General features: G+C 72.0%; 18 protein-coding genes and 1 riboswitch. Of the genes, 9 read left to right on the top strand and 9 right to left on the bottom strand.

The window, feature by feature from the left end; genetic code table 11:
• Window positions 1-27 precede the first annotated feature (27 nt).
• The 5 genes from TR49_RS22785 (at window position 28) to TR49_RS22765 (ending at window position 5,520) form a co-directional block, all read left to right on the top strand.
• Window positions 28-1,605, top strand: a complete 1,578-nt coding sequence (locus TR49_RS22785; RefSeq protein ID WP_042384438.1) for a glycoside hydrolase family 3 protein — start codon at window positions 28-30, stop codon at window positions 1,603-1,605.
• A 141-nt stretch (window positions 1,606-1,746) separates the two neighbouring features.
• The gene (locus tag TR49_RS22780) at window positions 1,747-2,517 is read left to right on the top strand and encodes a GntR family transcriptional regulator (protein ID WP_042384436.1); all 771 of its coding nucleotides are present in this window, start codon (window positions 1,747-1,749) and stop codon (window positions 2,515-2,517) included.
• Between the two features lie 208 nt (window positions 2,518-2,725).
• Window positions 2,726-2,998 carry a DUF3311 domain-containing protein gene (locus TR49_RS22775; RefSeq protein ID WP_042384433.1) on the top strand — a complete coding sequence of 91 codons (273 nt, stop codon included), beginning with the start codon at window positions 2,726-2,728 and terminating at the stop codon, window positions 2,996-2,998.
• Window positions 2,995-4,644: a monocarboxylate uptake permease MctP gene (gene mctP / locus TR49_RS22770; RefSeq protein ID WP_084725265.1), complete on the top strand. Its 1,650-nt coding sequence runs from the start codon at window positions 2,995-2,997 to the stop codon at window positions 4,642-4,644. Before TR49_RS22775 ends, mctP begins: the two co-directional genes overlap by 4 nt.
• A gap of 93 nt (window positions 4,645-4,737) precedes the next feature.
• Complete coding sequence (locus tag TR49_RS22765) at window positions 4,738-5,520, top strand: histidine phosphatase family protein (protein ID WP_052434546.1); 783 nt, start codon at window positions 4,738-4,740, stop codon at window positions 5,518-5,520.
• 31 nt (window positions 5,521-5,551) lie between these two features.
• Here the strand turns inward: TR49_RS22765 and TR49_RS22760 are convergent, their stop codons facing one another.
• A complete protein-coding gene (locus TR49_RS22760; protein WP_152627408.1) occupies window positions 5,552-6,019 on the bottom strand; it encodes a hypothetical protein in 468 nt (155 codons plus the stop codon).
• A 324-nt stretch (window positions 6,020-6,343) separates the two neighbouring features.
• Here TR49_RS22760 and TR49_RS22755 point away from each other — a divergent pair, with 324 nt between their 5' ends.
• The 3 genes from TR49_RS22755 to TR49_RS22745 all read left to right on the top strand — a co-directional run bounded on the left by TR49_RS22755 (window position 6,344) and on the right by TR49_RS22745 (window position 10,628).
• A complete protein-coding gene (locus tag TR49_RS22755) occupies window positions 6,344-6,859 on the top strand; it encodes a GNAT family N-acetyltransferase (protein WP_042384429.1) in 516 nt (171 codons plus the stop codon).
• Window positions 6,860-6,945: 86 nt separating this feature from the next.
• Window positions 6,946-7,092: riboswitch (cobalamin riboswitch) on the top strand.
• 144 nt (window positions 7,093-7,236) lie between these two features.
• Window positions 7,237-9,603, top strand: coding sequence for a ribonucleoside-diphosphate reductase subunit alpha (locus TR49_RS22750; protein WP_084725263.1), 2,367 nt, complete (start codon window positions 7,237-7,239; stop codon window positions 9,601-9,603).
• Window positions 9,603-10,628, top strand: coding sequence for a ribonucleotide-diphosphate reductase subunit beta (locus TR49_RS22745; protein WP_042384427.1), 1,026 nt, complete (start codon window positions 9,603-9,605; stop codon window positions 10,626-10,628). Before TR49_RS22750 ends, TR49_RS22745 begins: the two co-directional genes overlap by 1 nt.
• A gap of 81 nt (window positions 10,629-10,709) precedes the next feature.
• On the opposite strand, the gene def is transcribed toward TR49_RS22745, so the two are convergent.
• The 8 genes from def to TR49_RS22705 form a co-directional block, all read right to left on the bottom strand.
• A complete protein-coding gene (gene def, locus TR49_RS22740) occupies window positions 10,710-11,309 on the bottom strand; it encodes a peptide deformylase (protein ID WP_042384424.1) in 600 nt (199 codons plus the stop codon).
• A gap of 51 nt (window positions 11,310-11,360) precedes the next feature.
• A complete protein-coding gene (locus tag TR49_RS22735) occupies window positions 11,361-12,323 on the bottom strand; it encodes a tetratricopeptide repeat protein (RefSeq protein ID WP_042384546.1) in 963 nt (320 codons plus the stop codon).
• Window positions 12,324-12,472: 149 nt separating this feature from the next.
• On the bottom strand, window positions 12,473-13,744 hold the full coding sequence (locus TR49_RS22730) for an HD-GYP domain-containing protein (protein ID WP_236653495.1): 1,272 nt from the start codon (window positions 13,742-13,744) through the stop codon (window positions 12,473-12,475).
• Between the two features lie 398 nt (window positions 13,745-14,142).
• A complete protein-coding gene (locus tag TR49_RS22725) occupies window positions 14,143-15,459 on the bottom strand; it encodes an HD-GYP domain-containing protein (RefSeq protein WP_063770152.1) in 1,317 nt (438 codons plus the stop codon).
• Window positions 15,460-15,809: 350 nt separating this feature from the next.
• The gene (gene rsrA, locus TR49_RS22720; protein ID WP_042384421.1) at window positions 15,810-16,121 is read right to left on the bottom strand and encodes a mycothiol system anti-sigma-R factor; all 312 of its coding nucleotides are present in this window, start codon (window positions 16,119-16,121) and stop codon (window positions 15,810-15,812) included.
• On the bottom strand, window positions 16,118-16,783 hold the full coding sequence (locus tag TR49_RS22715; protein WP_042384418.1) for a sigma-70 family RNA polymerase sigma factor: 666 nt from the start codon (window positions 16,781-16,783) through the stop codon (window positions 16,118-16,120). Before TR49_RS22715 ends, rsrA begins: the two co-directional genes overlap by 4 nt.
• Before the next feature lie 214 nt (window positions 16,784-16,997).
• The gene (locus TR49_RS22710) at window positions 16,998-17,762 is read right to left on the bottom strand and encodes an SOS response-associated peptidase (RefSeq protein ID WP_042384415.1); all 765 of its coding nucleotides are present in this window, start codon (window positions 17,760-17,762) and stop codon (window positions 16,998-17,000) included.
• 154 nt (window positions 17,763-17,916) lie between these two features.
• Window positions 17,917-19,578 carry an FAD-binding oxidoreductase gene (locus tag TR49_RS22705; RefSeq protein WP_042384414.1) on the bottom strand — a complete coding sequence of 554 codons (1,662 nt, stop codon included), beginning with the start codon at window positions 19,576-19,578 and terminating at the stop codon, window positions 17,917-17,919.
• Between the two features lie 224 nt (window positions 19,579-19,802).
• On the opposite strand from TR49_RS22705, the gene TR49_RS22700 reads away from it, so the two are divergent.
• Entirely contained in the window at window positions 19,803-20,513 is a 711-nt protein-coding gene (locus tag TR49_RS22700; protein WP_042384411.1) for a M50 family metallopeptidase, read from the top strand.
• Window positions 20,514-20,526: the final 13 nt, after the last annotated feature.

Here is a 20,526-nt window from a genome sequence, read left to right as displayed (position 1 = left end):
CTTCAAGACCCCGTGAGGGAAGGAACCATGACCAACCCCGGCCCGGACACCGTCCAACTGCTCGCAGACGCCGGTGCGGTGCTCCAGCCAGGCTTCTCCGGTCTGACGGCTCCCGACTGGGTGCGCCGCCACCTCGACTCGGGGGAGCTGGGCGGCGTGGCGCTCTTCGGACGCAACATCGCCGACCCGGACCAGGTCGCCGCGCTCACCTCCTCGCTCTACGCACTCAACCCCGACGTGCTGATCGCGACCGACGAGGAGGGCGGCGACGTCACCCGTCTGGAGGCTGTCAGCGGCTCCTCCTACCCCGGCAACCTGGCGCTCGGCGCCGTTGACGACGTGGCGCTCACCGAGGAGGTCGCCCGGTCCATCGGCTTCGACCTCGCCGCCGCCGGCATCAACCTCAACTACGCGCCGGACGCGGACGTCAACACCAACCCGGACAACCCCGTCATCGGCGTCCGCTCCTTCGGCGGCGACGGCGAGCTGGCCGCCCGGCACACCGCCGCCTACGTGCGCGGCGTCCAGTCGGCCGGGGTGGCCGCCTGCGCCAAGCACTTCCCCGGACACGGCGACACCGCGGCCGACTCCCACCTGGGCCTGCCGCGCATCGACCTGACCGCCGACGGCTTCGACGAGCACCTGGTCCCGTTCAAGGCCGCGGTTGCCGCGGGCGTCAAGGGGATCATGACCGCGCACATCCTCTTCCCCGCCTACGACCCCGACCTGCCGGCCACCATGTCCCGGGCGATCCTGCACGACCTGCTCCGCAACGAGCTGGGCTACCAGGGACTGATCGTCACCGACGGCATCGAGATGGGCGCCATCTCCGGCACGCACGGCATCGCCGAGGGCACGGTCAAGGCCATCGCGGTCGGCGCCGACACCATCTGCGTCGGCGGCGGACTGGAGGACGAGGCCACCTTCCGCTACCTGCGCGACGCGCTGCTCTGGGCGGTCCGCGAGGGCCGACTGTCGGAGGAGCGGCTGCACGAGGCCGCCGAACGCAACCGGGCCGTCGCCCGCTGGTCGGCGGAGCTGCGCCGCGAGACGAAGGCGGCCGCCGCCCCCGGCATCGGGCTGACGGCGGCGCGGCGCGCCCTGCGCGTCCACGGGACGCTCGCGCCGCTGCACGGTGTGCCGCACGTGGTGGAGTTCTCCCCGGCCGCCAACTTCGCCGTCGGCTCCGAGACGCCGTGGGGTGTCGCCGGGCCGCTGAGCGAGTTCCTGCCGGGCACCACCGCCGCCCGCGTCGGCGCCCCGGTCGCCCGGCTGGAGACGGCCGGCCTGATCCGCACCGCGGTCGACGCCGCGGACGGACGGGTCGACACCGAGCCGCTGCTGGGCGCGGCCGTGGGGCGTCCGCTGGTGATCGTTGTGCGGGACCTGCACCGCCACCCGTGGATGCAGCGGGCGACGCTGGAGCTGACGGCCGCCCGGCCGGACGCCGTCGTCGTCGAGATCGGCACCGCCTACGGGGTCGACTCGGTGCTGGCCGATCGTGGCGTCACCACCTTGACCACCTTCGGTGGCGCCCGCGTCTGCGGCGTCGCCGCGGCGGAGGCACTGGCGGGCCCGGGTGCGCAGGTCGTCCGGATCGCCTGAGCGGTCGGCGCCCGTGCCGCCAGTAGTCTCGGCAATGCTTGCCGGGTTGCGCCGACGTGCCACCATTGGTCCCGCAGCAGCCTGCCGACGACGGCACCGGCGACCGGGCGAGGACCCCACCGAAAGGAACGAGAACCCGCGATGACGACGGATGGGGGCGTGGGCGTGGAAGCGCCCCAGACGCAGGAGAACGGCGGCACGGCCCGCGTCCCGAAGTACTACCGCCTCAAGCGCCACCTGCTGCAGATCACCCAGACGCAGGCGCCGGGCACGCCCGTCCCGCCGGAGCGCACGCTGGCGCTCGAGTTCGAGACCTCGCGCACCACGGTGCGGCAGGCACTGCAGGAGCTGGTGGTCGAGGGACGGCTGGAGCGGATCCAGGGCAAGGGCACCTTCGTCGCCAAGCCCAAGGTCTCCCAGGCGCTCCAGCTCACGTCCTACACCGAGGACATGCGCGCCCAGGGCCTGGAGCCGACCTCGCGGCTGCTGGAGGTCGGCTACATCACCGCCGACGACCGGCTCGCCGAGCTGCTCGACATCCGCCCCGGCGGCCGCGTGCTGCGGGTCGAGCGCCTGCGCCTGGCCAACGGCGACCCGATGGCCATCGAGACCGCGCACCTGAGCGCCAAGCGCTTCCCGGCGCTGCGCCGGAACCTGGTCAAGTACAACTCGCTCTACACCGCGCTGACCGAGGTCTACGGCGTGCACGTCGTCGAGGCCGAGGAGACCATCGAGACCTCGCTGGCCACCCCGCGCGAGGCGGGCGTGCTCGGCACCGACGTCGGCCTGCCGATGCTGCTGCTCTCGCGTCACTCGTTCGACGCGGGCGGCGAGCCCGTCGAGTGGGTCCGCTCGGTCTACCGCGGCGACCGCTACAAGTTCACCACCCGCCTGCGCCGCCCGGAGGCGTAAGCCCGGACGGCGCGCCACAGGCGCACGCGCACGCGACAGCGCCCCGCACGACCGCGGGGCGCTCGTTTTGTTGCGCGGCGCTCTCCTCCGGCGCATCTGCACGACCCCACCACAACCCGAACTCGTGACGTGGCCGCGGCAAGGGGTTAGATTCCCCTTGTTCCGTTGATCAACAAACCGTCAACGACGCAAGGGGGAGCCGCCGTCCATGTCCGAACCCTCCGCACCGCGCCTGCCGCTGGTCACGCCCGTGCGCGTGGTCTGCGCAGTGCTCCTGGCCGCACCCTTCGTGGCCCTGCTCTGGGTCGACTCCTACGCGACCGACAAGCCCGCACTCGCCGGGATCCCGTTCTTCTACTGGTACCAACTCCTGTGGGTGGTCCTGTCGGCGCTGATGACCGGACTCGCCTACGTCCTGTTCACGCGCGAGGAGAAGCAGCGCAAGGCCCAGCGCCCCGCCCGCGGGGGTGAGCAGGCGTGAAGACCGACTGGACCGCGCTCTTCGTCTTCGTCCTCTTCTTCCTGCTGGTCACCGTGATCGGCTTCGTCGCCGCACGCTGGCGCAGGGCGACCGACGCCCAGCACCTGGACGAGTGGGGCCTCGGCGGACGCTCCTTCGGCACCGTGGTCAGCTGGTTCCTGCTCGGCGGGGACCTCTACACCGCCTACACCTTCATCGCCGTCCCGGCGCTGATCTACGGCGTGGGCGCGCAGGGCTTCTACGCGGTGCCCTACACGATCATCGCCTGGCCGCTGGTCTTCCTGTTCCTGCCCAGGCTCTGGTCGGTCGCCCGCAGCAAGGGCTACGTCACGCTGGCCGACTTCGCCCGCGGCCGCTACGGCAGCAAGAGCGTCGCGGTGGCCGTCGCCCTCACCGGCATCCTCGCCACCATGCCCTACATCGCGCTGCAACTCGTGGGCATCCAGGCCGTCCTGGACACCCTGCACGTCGGCGGCGGCAGCAGCTTCGGCAAGGACCTGCCGCTGCTGATCGCCTTCGCGGTGCTCGCGGCCTACACCTACAGCTCCGGCCTGCGCGCGCCCGCGCTGATCGCGTTCGTCAAGGACACGCTGGTCTATGTCGTCGTCCTGGTCGCGATCATCTACATCCCGATCCGGCTCGGCGGCTACGGCCACATCTTCCACGACGCGGCCGGGGCCATGGCCAAGACCAACCCGGCCACCGGCAAGCCGCGCGGCTCGATGGTCCCCGGCGCGCAGGCGCAGTGGGCCTACGCCACCCTCGCTCTCGGCTCGGCGATGGCGCTGTTCATGTACCCGCACTCGGCGACCGGCGTGATGGCCGCCAAGGACCGGCTCACCGTCCGCCGCAACCTCGCGGTCATGCCGGCCTACTCGCTGATGCTCGGCCTGCTCTCGCTGCTCGGCTTCATGGCCGTCTCGGCCGGCGTCGGCAAGGGCGTCAAGGGCTACAACTCGCAGCTGGCGATCCCGCAGCTGTTCCAGCAGATGTTCCCGAGCTGGTTCGCCGGCGTGGCCTTCGCCGCGATCGGAATCGGCGCCCTGGTGCCCGCAGCGATCATGTCGATCGCCGCGGCCAACCTGTTCACCAGGAACATCTACAAGGACCTGCTCAAGCCGGACGCCACCCCCGCGGAGGAGACCAAGGTGGCCAAGCTGGTCTCCCTGGTGGTCAAACTCGGCGCGCTCGGCTTCGTGCTCGGCATCGACAAGCAGTTCTCGATCAACCTGCAACTGCTCGGCGGCATCTGGATCCTGCAGACCTTCCCGGCGATCGTCGGCGGCCTGTTCGTCCGCTGGTTCCACCGCTGGGCGCTGCTGGCCGGCTGGGCGGCGGGCATGGCCTACGGCACCTGGAAGGCCTACGGCGTCGCCGCGGCCGGAAAGCCCGGCTCGCACTTCGGCGGCAGCTCGGCGAACATCCCGGTGATCGGCCAGATCGGCTACATCGGCGTCACCGCGCTGGTGCTCAACCTCGCCGTGGCGGTCGTGCTCACCCTGGTCCTGAAGGCCGCGAAGGCCCCCGAGGGCGTCGACGAGACCGTCGCCGCCGACTACGTCGCCGACGTCGGGGACGCTCCGGCCGACAGCGACACGGAGGGACCGGAGCACGGCAGGGACGTGATCGCTCCCGTCACCACCTGATGCGCCCTTAGAACGGGCCGCCCGCTCCCGCACACTGGAACGGCGGCCCGTTCGCACTTCCGCGGCGGGCCAGTCGATCCCAGGGGGCGACCCGTGGCACTGACCGACCAGGCACCGAACGACCAGCACGTGAGGGCCCTGCGAACAGCGCCCCGGCGGCTCTTCCCCGCGCTGCCCGGCCCGCTGTCGCTGACCGCGGTCCGGCACGGCCAGAGCACCGCGAACGCGGCCTTCCACGCCGCCGAGGCGGTGGGCGCGCTCGACGTGGGCATCAGCTGCCGCGACGCCGACCTGTCGCTCACCGCGCAGGGCCGCGAGGAGGCCCGCGCGCTCGGCCGCTGGATCGCCTCCCGCAGCGGCGAGGACCTGCCGCACAGCCTCTGGGTCTCCCCCTACCTGCGCACGCAGCAGACCGCCGAGCTCATCGTCGAGGAGCTGGACCGTGCGGGCCTGCCCCTGCCGGAACTCTGCACCGACGAACGGCTGCGGGACCGCGAGCTCGGCCTGCTGGAGATGCTCACCTCCGCGGCGATCGAACTGCGCCACCCCGAGGAGGCCGCCCGCAGACGCCTCCTCGGCGAGCTCCGCTGGCGCCCTCCGGGCGGCGAGTCCTACTCCGACGTGTCGTTGCGCCTGCGCAGCGCGCTGCGCGACCTGTACGAGACGGAACCGGACCGCCGCGTCCTGATCGTCGCCCACGACGCGGTGGTGATGCTGCTCCGCCACGTCATCGACGACCTCCAGGAGGGCGAACTCGCCGACCTCGCCCGCACCGGCGCCGTCGCCAACACCTCCGTCACCCGCTGGCTCCGCGACGCCAAGGGCGCCCTGACCCTCGACTGCTGGAACATCCTCCCCCACCTGGCCCACACCTAGGCCGGGCACCTAGGCCAGGCGGAGCGACAGGTTAGCCGGAGTGGAAGGGCGTGGCGCGGGCGGCGGGGCGTTTCGGGACGACGCGGAAGTAGGCCGGGTTGGTGACGCCGACCGGCCAGATCACCGTCGTGCCCTGGTGCGGCACGGGCGCGTAGGCGACCGCGAGGGAGAGCCACTCGCCGTGCGGGGCGCCTCGCGCGAGGCGCATGCGGAGGGTGAGGGTGGTCGTCTGCCCGGAGTGCAGCCGCAGGCCCGCCGCCGGGCCGACCGCGCCGGTCAGCTCGCCCAGCGCGGCGCTGAGCGGGACCGCTCGCCAGTGCCCGCCGAGGCGGGTCTCCAGCCGCACCGCGTCCACGCGCAGCGTGCGGTTGCGCGCGCCGTAGACGAGGACCGGCCGGAGCCGGCGGCAGACGGTCCGGGTGCCGTTGTGAACGGTCAGCCGCAGCGTCGACCAGCGGCCGCCGGCCGCGTACACCGAGCGGACGCCCCTGAGCGTCACCACCACCGGGGTGGACCGCGTCGCCCCCGCGCAGGCTCCGGGCCTGGTGGCGGCATGGGTCGCCGCCCGCGCCGCCGTCGCCGGCAGCGCGACCGATCCGGCCAGGCCGATCGCCGCGCAGATCGCCCCCGCCGCCAGTCCTGTGGCCCCGCGCCGTCCGCCACTCCGACGACCGTCCCGTCCGCCGCTCCGACTGCTGTCTCGTCCGCTCCGTCGCCAGTTCATCACTCATCGACGATGGCATGTGACGGTCCGTCGCGCCCTCCGGCGGCCTCCGCCCGGACGCCGCTCGGTCGCTCCGGGAGCGTCGGGCACACTTCAGGGATGAGCATCGTCGTCCGCCCCGCCCGCCCTTCCGAATACGACGCCGCAGGTCACCTCGTCGCCGAGGCCTTCATCAGCGGCGGCCACACCCAGCGTGACGGCGACTACGCCAAACTGCTGCGCGATCCCCGGGACCGGGCCGAGAGGGCGGAGCTGCTCGTCGCCGTCGACGAGGAGACCGGCGTCGTCCTCGGCTCGGTCACCTTCGCGCCGCCCGGCTCCCCCTACGCCGACCTCGCCGAGGGCCGCGAGGGCGAGTTCCGGATGCTCGCCGTCGCCCCCGAGCCGGCCGCCCGCGGACGCGGCATCGGGGAACTGATGGTGCGTGCGGTCATAGCCCGCGCCGCGGAGCTCGGACTGTCCCGGATCGTCATGTCCTCGCAGCAGAGCATGACCTACGCCCACCGCATCTACGAGCGGCTCGGCTTCGTCCGCACCCCCGCGCGGGACTGGTCGCCGGTGCCCGGCATGGACCTCTTCACCTACGCCCTGGAGCTGGACGGCTCGCCTGCGTGACGGCTGCCGACCCGCCCGGGTGATCGAACGGTTACTCGAACGAATCACGCGGCGACACAACATCTGGTGCTGCACGACGCGCTCGCCCCTAGATGTATGCTCATGCTCGCTGTCGACGCAGGGGAACCCGGTGCGAGTCCGGGACTGCCCCGCAACGGTGAGCGGCTGCCACGGCCTGCACGACAACTGGCCTGCCCGCAAGTCCGAGTACCTGCCGTCAGCACGCCCCGGCCTGCCCGGCCGCGGGCGCTGCAACGCCGGGCCTCGTGGGTGGGCCGACGGGTTGGCTTCGCGCTGCCCTGTTCCCGCCTGCCTTCTCACGCGGTCCGACTGAGCACCCCTCAGACACCGGCCGCCAACGAGGAGCGAGCGCGTACATGACGGACACCGCCGTTGCCACCCTGCCCCAGCCCGCACGGGAGTCCGACCACGGACCCGGCGCGGGAGGGGACGCCCCCGGCACCGCACTGCTGGTCACCCTGACCGAGCGCTCCACCGACCTCACCGCCGTCGACCCCGGCCGCGTCGCCGCCGCCGCGCTGCGCGGCCGCAGCGCCAAGGCCGACTACGCGGAGTTGCGCGGCCTCGCCATGGAGGCCGCCGCCGCGCTCATCGCCGAGGACCCGCAGTACTCCCGCCTCGCCGCCCGCCTGCTGGCCGAGGAGATCCGTGAGGAGGCCGCCGGTCAGGGCGCGACCTGCTTCGCGGCGTCCGTGGCCGTCGGGCACCGCGAGGGCCTCATCGGCGACGGCACCGCCGCCTTCGTCGCCGCCCACGCCGCCGTCCTCGACGCCGTCGTCGACCCGCACGGCGACGACCGCTTCGAGTACTTCGGCCTGCGCACGCTGTACTCCCGCTACCTGCTGCGCCACCCGATCACCCGCCAGGTCGTCGAGACCCCGCAGCAGTTCATGCTGCGCGTCGCCTGCGGTCTCGAGGTCGGCGGGGACGAGAAGTCCGTCGCGGAGGTCGCCGAGCTGTACCGGCTGATGAGCCGTCTGGACTACCTGCCCAGCTCGCCGACGCTGTTCAACTCCGGCACCCGGCATCCGCAGATGTCCTCCTGCTACCTGCTGGACTCGCCGCTCGACGAGCTGGACTCGATCTACAACCGCTACGCGCAGATCGCCCGCCTGTCCAAGCACGCCGGCGGCATCGGCCTGTCCTACTCCCGCGTCCGCTCCCGTGGTTCGCTGATCCGCGGCACCAACGGCCAGTCCAACGGCATCGTTCCGTTCCTGCGCACCCTCGACGCCTCCGTCGCCGCGGTCAACCAGGGCGGCCGCCGCAAGGGCGCGGCCTGCGTCTACCTGGAGACCTGGCACGCCGACATCGAGGAGTTCCTCGAGCTGCGCGACAACACCGGTGAGGAGGCGCGCCGCACCCACAACCTCAACCTGGCGCACTGGATCCCGGACGAGTTCATGCGCCGCGTCGACGCCGACACCGAGTGGTCGCTGTTCTCCCCCGGCGACGTGCCCGAGCTGGTCGACCTGTGGGGCGCCGAGTTCGACGCCGCCTACGTCAAGGCCGAGCAGGCCGGCAAGGCCGTCCGCACCATCGCGGCCCGCACCCTCTACGCCCGGATGATGCGCACCCTCGCGCAGACCGGCAACGGCTGGATGACCTTCAAGGACGCCTCCAACCGCGCCGCCAACCAGACCGCACTGCCCGGCCGCACGGTCCACTCCTCCAACCTGTGCACCGAGATCCTCGAGGTCACCGACGACTCCGAGACGGCCGTCTGCAACCTCGGCTCCGTCAACCTCGGCGCGCACGTGACCGAGAACGGCGACATCGACTGGGAGCGTCTCGACGCGACCGTCCGCACCGCCGTGACCTTCCTCGACCGGGTCATCGACATCAACTTCTACCCGACCCCCGAGGCCGGCGCGTCCAACTCCCGCTGGCGCCCGGTGGGCCTGGGCATGATGGGCCTGCAGGACGTGTTCTTCAAGCTCCGCCTGGACTTCGACTCCGCCGAGGCCAAGGCGCTGTCGACGAAGCTGTCCGAGCGGATCATGCTGGCCGCCTACGAGACCAGCTGCGACCTCGCCGAGCGCCTCGGCCGCCACGAGGCCTACGCGGAGACCCGCGCCGCCCGCGGTCAGCTCCACATCGACCACTTCGCGGTGACCACCGAGTGGCCGGAGCGCTGGGACGCCCTGCGCGCCCGCGTCGCCGAGACGGGTCTGCGCAACGCGCTGCTGCTGGCCGTCGCGCCGACCGCGACCATCGCCTCCATCGCCGGCGTTTACGAGTGCATCGAGCCGCAGGTCTCCAACCTCTTCAAGCGCGAGACCCTCTCCGGCGAGTTCCTCCAGGTCAACCCGTACCTGGTGGCCGACCTGAAGAAGCTCGGCCTGTGGAACGCGATCACGCGCGAGGAACTGCGCGAGGGCAACGGCTCCGCCCAGGAGATCACCGACCTGCCGGAGGAGTACAAGCGCCTCTACCGGACGGCCTGGGAGCTGCCGCAGCGCGCGCTCATCGACCTGGCCGCGGCCCGGATGCCGTACCTGGACCAGAGCCAGTCGCTGAACCTCTTCATGGCCGCGCCCACCATCGGCAAGCTCAGCTCGATGTACGCGTACGCCTGGAAGGTCGGCCTGAAGACCACCTACTACCTGCGCTCGCGCCCGGCGACCCGGATCGCCCGCGCGGCCACCACCCAGGTGGTGGCGGAGGCGGAAGCCGTCGCCTGCTCCCTGGAGAACCCCGAGTCCTGCGAGGCCTGCCAGTAATGACCACCACCCCCGACGCCAAGAAGAAGAACATCCTGGACCCGGGCTTCGAGCTGACGCTCCGCCCGATGCGGTACCCGGACTTCTACGAGCACTACCGCAACGCCATCAAGAACACCTGGACCGTGGAGGAGGTCGACCTCCACTCCGACGTCGCGGACCTGGCCAAGCTCAGCGAGGGCGAGCGCCACATGATCGGCCGCCTGGTCGCGTTCTTCGCGACCGGCGACTCGATCGTCTCCAACAACCTGGTGCTGACGCTCTACAAGCACATCAACTCCCCGGAGGCGCGCCTGTACCTGTCGCGCCAGCTCTTCGAGGAGGCCGTGCACGTCCAGTTCTACCTGACCCTGCTGGACACCTACCTGCCCGACCCGGAGGACCGCACGGCCGCCTTCGCGGCGGTGGAGAACATCCCCTCCATCCGCGAGAAGGCGCAGTTCTGCTTCCGCTGGATGGACAGCGTCGAGAAGCTGGACCAGCTGGAGACCAAGGACGACCGTCGCCGCTTCCTGCTCAACCTGATCTGCTTCGCGGCGTGCATCGAGGGCCTGTTCTTCTACGGCGCCTTCGCGTACGTCTACTGGTTCCGCTCGCGCGGCCTGCTGCACGGCCTGGCGACCGGCACCAACTGGGTCTTCCGCGACGAGTCCATGCACATGGACTTCGCCTTCCGCGTCGTCGACACCGTGCGGGCCGAGGAGCCCGAGCTGTGGGACGAGGAGATGGGCCAGCGGGTCACCGCGATGCTGGAGGAGGCCGTCGAGGCCGAGCTCCAGTTCGCCCGCGACCTGTGCGGCGAGGGCCTGCCGGGCATGAACACCGAGTCCATGCGCCAGTACCTCGAGTGCGTCGCCGACCAGCGCCTCGCCCGCCTCGGCCTGCCGATCCGCTACGGCTCGGAGAACCCGTTCGCCTTCATGGAGCTGCAGAACGTCCAGGAGCTGACGAACTTCTTCGAGCGCCGGGTCTCCGCCTACCAGATCGCTGTCGAGGGCTCCGTCTCCTTCGACGACGACTTCTAGGCACGCTCCGGGCACGACGTTCCGGTCACGACGGAGGGCGTTCACCCTGGCGGGTGAACGCCCTCCGTGCGGTGAACGCTGTCACTCGTTCGGAACGACCTCGTACCGCGGCGTCTTCTCCTCCATCTGCCGCAGGGCGTCCTTGCGGTCGCGCTTGGAGAGCCGGTCGATGTACAGGTAGCCGTTCAGGTGATCGGTCTCGTGCTGCAGGCAGCGGGCGAAGAAACCGGTGCCCTCGACGGCGATGTCCTTGCCGTCCTTGTCCTGCCCGCGCACCACGGCGAAGTCCGGGCGCGGCAGCTCGGCGTAGGCGCCCGGCACGGACAGGCAGCCCTCGTTGCCGTCGTCCAGGTTCCGCTGGGACGGCTCGAGGTCGTCCAGCACTGGGTTCACCACGACGCCGATGTGGCGGACGTTGTCGTCGTCCGGGCAGTCGTAGACGAAGACCCGCTGGCCGACCCCGATCTGGTTCGCCGCCAGGCCCACGCCCTCGGCGGCGTACATGCTGACGAACATGTCGTCGATCAGCGCGTGCAGCTCGGGGCCGAACTCGGTCACCGTGGCACACGGGTGGTGCAGGACCGGGTTCCCGACCACGGTGATGGGCCGCACGGTGCCGCGCGAGGTGTCCGGCTCCTCACCGATCACCTGCTGCGGCGCTTCCAACTGCTCTTCCGACATGCTCTCGCCTTCGACTGTGCTCAGCTCTTCCGTCAAAGGGTACGTGGCGCGTCAGCAGACTTCCTCAAGATCCCGGTAGGCCCTCCGGGCGGGCGCCGCCATCACCCAGCGGTCCAGCAGCTCCCCCACCAGTCCCGCCGGCGCGGCGAGGCCGCACTCCCGTTCGGGCACCCACAGCTCCCCCTGGGCGTGGTGGCTCAACCGGCCCAGCGGGCCGTCGTCGTGCGGGTCGTGCGCACCGCTGTGGCCGTCGTCGGCGGCCATCCGGCTCTCACTGCACGCCCGGCACAGCAGCCGCACGGACGAGGTCCAGTCCTCCGCCGCGTAACCGGCCTCCGAGACCAACCGCTCCAGCTCGTCCCGGTCGCCCTCCGTCGTCGCCTGGAGCAGCACGACGTGCGTCGGAACGGGCGACGGCGCCCACAGCTCGATCTCGTCGAAGACGGGGTACGGCACGCCGTCCGCGACCCGCTCGCCGTGCGCGGAGCCGTCGTGGAGGACGACCTCGCCCCAGCGCCGTCCGGAGGACGGCAGCGGGATGCTCAGCACCTCCACTCTGGCCGGGTCCAGTCTTCGGCCCCACACGACCTCGGACTCCCCCTCGGGGGAGAGCCGGACGGGCGTCGTGCCCAGATCCAGGCTCACGGGCCCGTCCCCGGCGGGCACGCGCAGCCCGTACGCCTGCCACGCGCGCCGGGCCAGGGCCCAGTCCTGCAGTGCCGTCGCCGCGATGCCCAGGTTCCACCAGTCGGGTGCGCCCACGCCGCTGCCGCGGTCCAGCAGGGCGACCGCGCGCAGCCCGGCTGCACGCGCCTGGTCCCAGTCCCGGCGGAACTTGTGCAGCAACGCCAGGTTGAACCACGAGTCGGAGAGCCAGGGCTCCAGGTCCGTCGCACGGACCAGCAATGCGCCGGCGTCGTCCAGCCGACCGTCCCCGATGAGCGTGAAGGCGCGGTCGGTGGTCTGCCGCCAGCTGGCGGACGGCCTCTGCCGTGCTCGATTGAAGATCTTCACCTCAGCCTGCCGCTTGTCGGTCCCCAGCACCCGGCGTAACCACTACGCCGCGGGCGTGCACACGTTGCGTTGCCACATCCACAGGTCGACACATGGACCCGCAAGGCCCTGCCTCTGCATCCAACCACGTGCACCCCCTTGCCCGCTGCCTACCCGGCGATCCGTGGACAGACACGGACCAGCGCTTCCACCACACGAGGTTCGTAGTCACGCTCGGTTCCCGCTCGCAACTGGGCCAAGACCTCCTCGCGCCGAGCCGGACCGGGGTCGTCGCACGCGAGGTCGTCGTAGGCGTTGACCACCCGGATGATCCGTGCGGCCAGCGGCTGGGCCTCGTCGAGACTGCCGTCCGCACGGCGGTACGGCTCCGCCGCACGGGCCACGATCTCGGCGACCTGCGGCGGCACCCCGGTCCTGCGGATCACCTCGCTGCCGAGCCGTCCGATCCGACGCTGCTCCTCGTCGTCCAGCAGCGCCGTCGCGCCGCCCGGGATCGGGTCGACGAGCGAGAGCTGGCCGATGTCGTGCATCAGCGCGGCGTACTCGAGCAGCAGCAACTCCTGGTCGGACAGCGCGAGTTCCCGGCCGACCCGGCAGGCGAGCTCGGAGACCCGGCAGGCGTGTCCCGGCAGCGTGTACCCGGCCACCTCGGTCGCCCGCGCCAGGCTCGCGATGGTCTGGCGCTGCGTCGCCCGGATCGCCGCGTAGCGGCGGAACCCGGCCAGGGTCAGCAGCAGCGGCACCGAGAAGAGCGGCAGCGCCCACAGACCGATCTCGCCCGCAGCGATGGCGATCACCACGCCCGTGGCCGCGACCGCCGAGCCGATCCGCAGCACCGCCGTCGCCTCGTCCCGCAGCGCCCGCCGCAGCGGCGTGTCGGACAGCACCGCCGCCAGGGACACGTCGACCACCGCGGAGAGCGCGGCGCAGACCGCCACGTACGCGGCGTAGCCGGGCCCGTGCTCGAGACCGTGTCGCAGCAGAACGCCCCGGTTGTAGAACGGCTGGAACAACAGCGCCGCGGCGCCGACGCTGAGCACCCGCCGGGACACCGCGCCCCATTTCGGCCTACGGCGCCGCAGCAGGCGCGGCACGGTGCCGATGAGCGCGCCGGCCGTGCAGACGAGCACGACCTGCGCCATCCCGTGATGGGTGCGCGTGCCGTCCAGGCTGCCGAGCAGGGCGTAGCCCAGCGCCCCGGCCGCCCCCAGCGGCGCATGGTCCCGTTCCCCCGGCAACGCCGTCCGTGCCAGCTCCCCGACGGCGACGAAGGCCCCGAAGGCGAGCGCGATCCACGGCTCCACGAACCCGAACACGCTGACCCAGCCGAGTGAACCCAGCACCAGCAGCCCGGCCGCGGCGTGCACCGCCGCCCGCCGCCACCGCCGCCGCCCGGGCGACATCGCCTCGCCGGCCCCCACCGGGCCGGAGGCCCCTGCGGATCGGCCCTCCCGCCCGATCGGCTCCCGCCTCTGCTGCGGCGGCTGCGACGCGGGCTGGGGTTGCGGTGGCGGTGGTTGCTGCTGGGGTTGCTGGGGCTCGCGTCGTCGCTGGCGTGGCTGCGGCTGCTGGTGCGGCCCCCGTCGGGGCGGGCCCTCCTGCCGGCGGCCCGGCTGCCCTGACTCAACCGGCTGCGACCGGTCCGGCTGCCAGTGGTCCGGCTGCGACCGGTCCGGCTGCGACTGGTCCGGCGGGCACTGACCCTGGTCGGAATCCTGCTGTGAACGGTGCTGCGGTTGGCCCGGCTGCTGTGACGGCACACCGGGTGGCTGCGCCGCCTGCGGAGCTGAGCCGCGCTCGTCGGCTGACTCCCCGGGCGTCATCCGACGAGGCCCGCACGGCTCGGCTCCCGGATGCCCAGGGGCACGTCAGGCGCATCCTCGTCCCCCGGCCGTGGCTGCGCCGGGCTCCAACCGTGCCGCCGCACCGCACGGATCAGCGCGCCGACCATCGTCGGATCGAACTGGGTGCCCGAGCACCGCTCCAGCTCCGTCACCGCCTCGTCCACCGGCCGCGCCCGCCGGTAGGAGCGGGTGGAGGTCATCGAGTCGAAGGCGTCCGCGACCGCGATGACCCGAGCGAACTCGGGGATCTGATCGCCCGCCAGCCCGGACGGGTAGCCGCGCCCGTCCATCCGCTCGTGGTGATGCAGGATGCCCTCCCGGGCCTCCCCGAGAAAGCCGATCCCGCGCACCATCTCGTGCCCGAACGTCGGGTGCAGCTGCACCGCCTCGTGCTCGTCGTCCGTGAGCGGACCGTTCTTGCGCAGCACCCGTGTCGGCACGCCGAGCTTGCCGATGTCGTGGAGCACGCCGGCGATCCGCAGCGAGGCGACCCGCTCCTCCGCCATCCGCAGCTCCCGCGCGATCAGCACCGAGGCGCGGCTGACCCGCTCGCTGTGCCCGCGGGTGTACTCGTCCTTGATCTCCACCGCCTGCACCAGCGCGCTGACCGTCGCCTGGTGCGCGGCCTCCTCCTGCTGGAACTGGGCGAAGACCCACGAGGACACCGTCAGTGGCAACAGCACCAGCACGGCCGAGAAGACCCCGTACCGGCCCTGCCACAGCACCGCCATCATCAACCCGATCAGCCCGTAGCCGAGGCAGGGCACGAGCGAGCGCAGCAGCGCCCCGCCCCACACCGTGCGCGGATCGGCCCGCTCCGCCGTGATCCTGATCCCCGCCGCGAGCACACCGGAGACCAGGCAGAAGGCCAGCGCCGCCGCCACCGCCGGACCCAGCACGGCCGGGAACTGATGCCGTGCCAGCTGCCCGGGCCCGCCGAGCCCCCGGAAGACGCCCGCGGCCGCGCACGTCGCGAGTGCGAGCTGCGCCGCGTTCCACAGCCGCCGCAGCGCCCGTGGCGGCGCGGCGGGCGCGAGCACCGCGCCCAGCACCGGCACCAGCGCGGCCGGCCCCGGCCGCAGCAGGGCCGCCGCCGCGAGCAGCACCGGAAAGAACGCCGCCCAGCGCGCGCTCACCTCCGGGGCGACGGCCTCGGCCACCGCCCCCACCCGTGTCTGACGTCGCACCAGCCATTCACACGTGCCGTGCAACGCGGCCAGCACCGCGACCCGGCCCCAGGGCCCCGCACCGACCCCGCAGGCCGCCACGCACACCGACGCCCCGACGATCACCGCCCCCGCGTAGGCCCGCCCCCCACGCGATAGGGGCTTCCCGCCCGCCTCCGCCACCGACTCCGCTCCGCTTTCGCCATGGTCCCCGGCCCAGCCTCAGTTCATCGCACAGCGCCCGCACAGCAGCGGGCGTTCCACGAAAAACTCCACGATCGGGTGACTGCTTACCCAGGCCCACGGTCTTGATGCGGGCAGGACAGCACGATTTCTTCACATGGCGCGGTTTCAAACGTCTGATGCGTCAAATTCTGGCAACGGCAAGCCACATGGCGCCGAAAAAACCTAACGGTCCACGTCAGGGGCACGGTCGGGGCGTCGGAACCTCGCCGACCGCGGCCCTGCTCGTCCGTCTACTCCGCCGCCGGGGCGGGCGTGTGCTCCGAGAGGACGTCGCCCTCGACCGGAAGGCCGGCACGGATGCGCTCGATGCGGGCCATGACCTTGCCGCGCAGATCGGTCGGGGCGGTGTCACAGCCGCAGCTGCGCTTCACCAGCGCCTTGATCGCCTGCTCCAGCCCGTACTTCTCCAGGCACGGGCTGCACTCGTCGAGATGCTCGCGCAGCTTCGCGCACTCCGCTGCGCCCATCTCGTTGTCGAGGTACTCGTACAAGTGGTCGAGCACGTCCTCGCACGGAGTGTCGTGGTGGTTGCCGCAGCTCATGAGTCCGCGCCTTTCCGGTCATCCCCCGTGCCAGTACCGGCCGGGACCAACCCGCGCTCACGAGCGTAGTCCTCCAGCAGGGACCGCAGCTGGCGGCGCCCGCGGTGCAGTCGGGACATCACCGTACCGATGGGTGTCCCCATGATGTCGGCAATCTCCTTGTACGCGAAGCCCTCGACGTCGGCGAGATACACCGCGATGCGGAACTCCTCCGGGATCGCCTGCAGGGCTTCCTTCACGTCGCTGTCCGGGAGGTGGTCCAGCGCCTGCGCCTCCGCCGACCGCAGACCCGTCGACATGTGCGACTCGGCCCGCGCCAGCTGCCAGTCCTCGATCTCGTCCGCACCGGTGCGCTGCGGCTCGCGCTGCTTCTTCCGGTAGGAGTTGATGAAGGTGTTCGTCAGGATGCGGTAGAGCCAGGCCTTGAGGTTCGTGCCCTCACGGAACTGGTGGAAGGAGGCGAACGCCTTGACGAAGGTCTCCTGGAGCAGGTCCTCGGCGTCCGCCGGGTTGCGGGTCATCCGCAAGGCGGCGGAGTAGAGCTGGTCCAGGTAGCCCAGAGCGTCCCGCTCGAAGCGCTGTGCGCGCTCCGCCTCGGTCTCCTCGATGTCCTTCTCGGCGACCGGACCCACCTCCTCAGCAATGCCGTGCGTGCTCGCCATGGAGACTATCTGGCTCTGCGCGGAATCGCCCGCGACAGGCCAGTCCGCCCAGGCGAGGAACGACTGGGCATTCTCCTCCGGACGGGCGGGGCATGCTGCTGGAACCATGAGCTGCCTTCCACTGACGCGTGCGACCTGACTCGATCCTGTCAGTGGGCTCAACCAGCGGGCTCACCCGTACATTCCCGTTCGTGGCGTCTCCACGTCCATGGTCTCAGAAGAGCGTCTCCACGATCTCCTCCGGCTCCGCCCGGTCCAGCAGCTCGGGCCCGTTGTTGCGGAAGTTTCCGACCGCGTCTCCGACCGGCCGCAGCTCCATCAGGCCCGGAGTGGGCGGTGCCAGCAGCGCCTGCAGCTCGTCCGCGTCCGTGAACGAGCGGTCCAGCCAGTCGTCCCAGCGGTCGCGCGGCAGGACGAGGGGCATCCGCGGGTGCACGTCCGCCAGCTCCGGTTCGGCGGCGGTCGTGATGATCGTGCAGGTGGTCAGCCAGGCCGCCGGGTCGTCCTCGGGGATGTTCCGGTCCCGCCAGAACTCGTAGAGCCCGGCGAAGGCCATCTCCGCGCCGTCCTTCGGGGTCACGAAGTACGGCTGCTTCTTCGGCGCCTTCTTCCGGCCGGGCTCCTTCTCGGGGGTGTGCCACTCGAAGTAGCCGTCGGCGGGGAGCAGGCAGCGCCGCGTCGTGAACGCCCGACGGTAGGCGGGCTTCTCGTGAACCGTCTCGGCGCGCGCGTTGAACATCTTCACGCCCACGCCCGGGTCCTTCGCCCAGGAGGGGACCAGGCCCCAGCGCAGCACCCGCAGCTGCCGCACCGGGGCGGGTCCGAGGTCCCGGACGGGACGTTCCAGCACCGCGTAGACGTCCTTGGTCGGCGCGACGTTGTAGTCGGCCGGGAGCGTCTCCTGGGCGTCCCAGCTCTTCACCTCGAAGAGCTCGACCAGGTCCTCGGGCTTCCGACTCGACGCATACCGTCCGCACATGGGTTCCACCTTGCCAGGTCGCCCCCTGGGCGGAGGTGGGAACTCCACGCGGCCCCGACCCACCGCGAGGCACAGGGGCCGCCTCGGTCACCTCACACGCCCATGCGCGGAGGTCGCTTCGGTCGCCTCGGTCGCCTCACGCACCTCGTGCGTCTCAGTCGAGCAGGACGCCGGGGTTGAGGATGCGGTGCGGGTCCAGGGCGTCCTTGGCGGCGCGCAGCGCCAGCGCGAACGGCTCGGGACGCTGCAGGTCGTAGCCGGGACGGTGATCGCGGCCGACGGCGTGGTGATGGGTGATGGTGGCGCGGTGACGGTGCAGGACGTCGCTCGCCACGGCCTTGATCTCGTCCCAGATCTCCACCTCCTCGCCGGGGCGGCCGGCGACGGCCACGGTGAAGTAGGGGGCCGCTCCGTCCGGATAGACGTGCGTGAGACGGCAGTTGATGGTGGCCGGGTGCCCGGTGGCCTTGAGCGCGGCCGCGCCGACCTCGGTGCGGACGGCGTCGATCAGGGCGGGCAGCCTGTCCCAGGTGGCGGCGGTCTCGAAGGTCTCGACGACCGCGCCCATCCGGGCCAGGCCGTCCCGCAGGTAGGGCATGCGCAGGAACGCCGAGCGCCAGGCGGTCACGGCCGAGTCGGCGCCCGACCCGGCGCCCCCGGCAGCCGAATCGGCGGCTGGGGTGGCGGCTGCGCGGCCCGTCGTCGGCGTCTCGCCCCGGCCGCCGTGGGCGCGCGCCAGATCGACGGCCGTCGCGAGCCGGTCGCCGACCGGGGCCGTGGCCGATTCGAAGCCCAGGACCAGGACGCTGGAGCCGTCCCGCGAGGCGCCGGCCAGGGCGGCCTCGCCGGGGTCGAGCAGACGGCAGTTGGCCGGAGCCAGGTCGGACTGGGCGACGGCGCGCACCGCGTCGAGCGCCCGGCCGAAGTCGGCGAAGGCCACGGACGCCGACGCCTTGTGGCGGGGGCGCTCCTGCAGTCGCATCCACGCCTCGGTGATGACACCGAGCGTGCCCTCGGAGCCCAGGAACATGCGGTCGGGGGACGGACCCGCGCCCGAGCCCGGCAGCCGCCAGGACTCGCCCGTCGCGGCGGGTGCCACGACGCGCAGGGACTGGACGAAGTCGTCGATGTGGGTGTGGACGGTGGCGTAGTGGCCGCCGGCCCGGGTGGCCAGCCAGCCGCCGAGGGTGGAGAACTCGAAGCTCTGCGGGAAGTGGCGCAGCGTGAGGCCGTGGGGCCGCAGCTGGTCCTCCAGCACGGGACCGAGCGCCCCGGCCTGGATGCGGGCGGAGCGGCTCGCGGCGTCGATCTCGAGAACCCGGTCCATCGAGGTCAGATCGAGCGAGAGCACGGCGCGGTGGGCGTCGCCGCGGTACTCGACCCCGCCGACCACCGAGGACCCGCCGCCGAAGGGGATCACGGCCACCTGGTGCGCACCGGCCCAGTCCAGCAGGTCGGCGACGTCCTGGTCGCGCTCCGGGCGGGCCACGAGGTCGGGGATCCGGCCCGGGCGGCCGCGCAGGGCTCGGATGACGTCACGGTAGGCCTTGCCCATGGCGTGGGCGGCGCGCTCCCCCGGATCGGCGGTCACCAGGTGCCCCAGGGAGGCCGGAGGCGTCAGGGCGGGACGGCCGATGTTCAGGTCCGCCACCTGCGGGACCGGCAGCGGAGCGGCCAGGGTGCCGGGCAGCAGCGATCCCATCGCGACGCATTCCGCGTCGTCGGGGTGTGCGTCGGTGTAGCCCCAGCCCCACCAGGAGCGGGCACGGGCGGGGGTACCGGGGTCGGATTCGGGACGAGTGGCGGTCTCGGGCATGAGGGCTGCTCCCAGCGGCCTAGATATTACCCATGGGTAAATTACCCTAGGGTTTTATTGCTCCGGTGACAACGCCCGGCTGATCCGCGGCGAACCGCGACGTGGCTCGCCGGCGTCCACCTGTGCGAGGCTGCTCGCCTCGTCCGACGACCGTCCGGGGATTGCCCTGGGACCGTCCGACAACCGCAGGAACCGGGAAACACGGAAGGCAGGGGCACCGCGGCATGGAGGCGCACAGCATCAGCCAGGTCTGGGACCAGGTGACCGGCACGCAGACCGCGCCGAGCTCCGCCCTGGTCTGGGCCATGGCTGCAGTCGCGCTGCTCGCGGTCGGCTGGCGGGCCGTATGGCAGTTCACCCGCAACGTGGTGACCATCGCCCACGAGGGCGGGCACGCCCTGATCGCGTTGCTGATGCGCCGCCGCCTGCACGGCATCCGGCTGCACTCGGACACCAGTGGCCTGACCGTCTCCTCCGGCAAGCCCTACGGCCCCGGCATGGTGTTCACAGCCGCCGCCGGCTACATCGCCCCCTCCCTCCTCGGTCTGGGCGGCGCGTGGCTGCTCTCCGCCGGTCACACCACCGCGCTGCTGTGGGCGGTCGTGGCACTGCTGCTCGGCGTGCTGATCGAGGTGCGCAACGCCTTCGGCGTGTTGACCGTGCTCACAACCGGCGCGCTCTGTTTCTCCGTCTCCTGGTTCGGCGGCGCAGAACTGCAGGGAGCCTTCGCCTACCTCAGCGTCTTCTTCCTGCTGCTCGGCGGCGTCCGGCCGGTGATCGAACTGCAGAGCAAGCGCGCCCGTCGCCAGGCCCGAGACTCCGACGCGGACCAGCTCGCCCGCCTGACCCGGATACCCGGCATCCTCTGGGTCGGCCTCTTCCTCGTGGTCTCCCTCGGTTCCCTCGCCCTCGGCGCCCGCTGGCTCCTCCCGTAGCGGCTCACCCGCA

This window comes from Streptacidiphilus melanogenes (assembly GCF_000787835.1).
In the GTDB taxonomy this organism is placed as follows: Bacteria; Actinomycetota; Actinomycetes; order Streptomycetales; family Streptomycetaceae; genus Streptacidiphilus; species Streptacidiphilus melanogenes.
This window is presented reverse-complemented; position numbering and strand designations above follow the sequence as displayed.

Excerpts from the sequence above, each read along its gene's own strand:
- TR49_RS22785 (WP_042384438.1), top strand. The coding sequence starts at position 28 with ATGACCAACCCCGGCCCGGACACCGTCCAACTGCTCGCAGACGCCGGT.
- TR49_RS22780 (WP_042384436.1), top strand. The coding sequence starts at position 1,747 with ATGACGACGGATGGGGGCGTGGGCGTGGAAGCGCCCCAGACGCAGGAG.
- TR49_RS22775 (WP_042384433.1), top strand. The coding sequence starts at position 2,726 with ATGTCCGAACCCTCCGCACCGCGCCTGCCGCTGGTCACGCCCGTGCGC.
- TR49_RS22755 (WP_042384429.1), top strand. The coding sequence starts at position 6,344 with ATGAGCATCGTCGTCCGCCCCGCCCGCCCTTCCGAATACGACGCCGCA.
- TR49_RS22750 (WP_084725263.1), top strand. The coding sequence starts at position 7,237 with ATGACGGACACCGCCGTTGCCACCCTGCCCCAGCCCGCACGGGAGTCC.
- TR49_RS22745 (WP_042384427.1), top strand. The coding sequence starts at position 9,603 with ATGACCACCACCCCCGACGCCAAGAAGAAGAACATCCTGGACCCGGGC.
- def (WP_042384424.1), bottom strand. The coding sequence starts at position 11,309 with ATGTCGGAAGAGCAGTTGGAAGCGCCGCAGCAGGTGATCGGTGAGGAG.
- rsrA (WP_042384421.1), bottom strand. The coding sequence starts at position 16,121 with ATGAGCTGCGGCAACCACCACGACACTCCGTGCGAGGACGTGCTCGAC.
- TR49_RS22715 (WP_042384418.1), bottom strand. The coding sequence starts at position 16,783 with ATGGCGAGCACGCACGGCATTGCTGAGGAGGTGGGTCCGGTCGCCGAG.
- TR49_RS22710 (WP_042384415.1), bottom strand. The coding sequence starts at position 17,762 with ATGTGCGGACGGTATGCGTCGAGTCGGAAGCCCGAGGACCTGGTCGAG.
- TR49_RS22705 (WP_042384414.1), bottom strand. The coding sequence starts at position 19,578 with ATGCCCGAGACCGCCACTCGTCCCGAATCCGACCCCGGTACCCCCGCC.
- TR49_RS22700 (WP_042384411.1), top strand. The coding sequence starts at position 19,803 with ATGGAGGCGCACAGCATCAGCCAGGTCTGGGACCAGGTGACCGGCACG.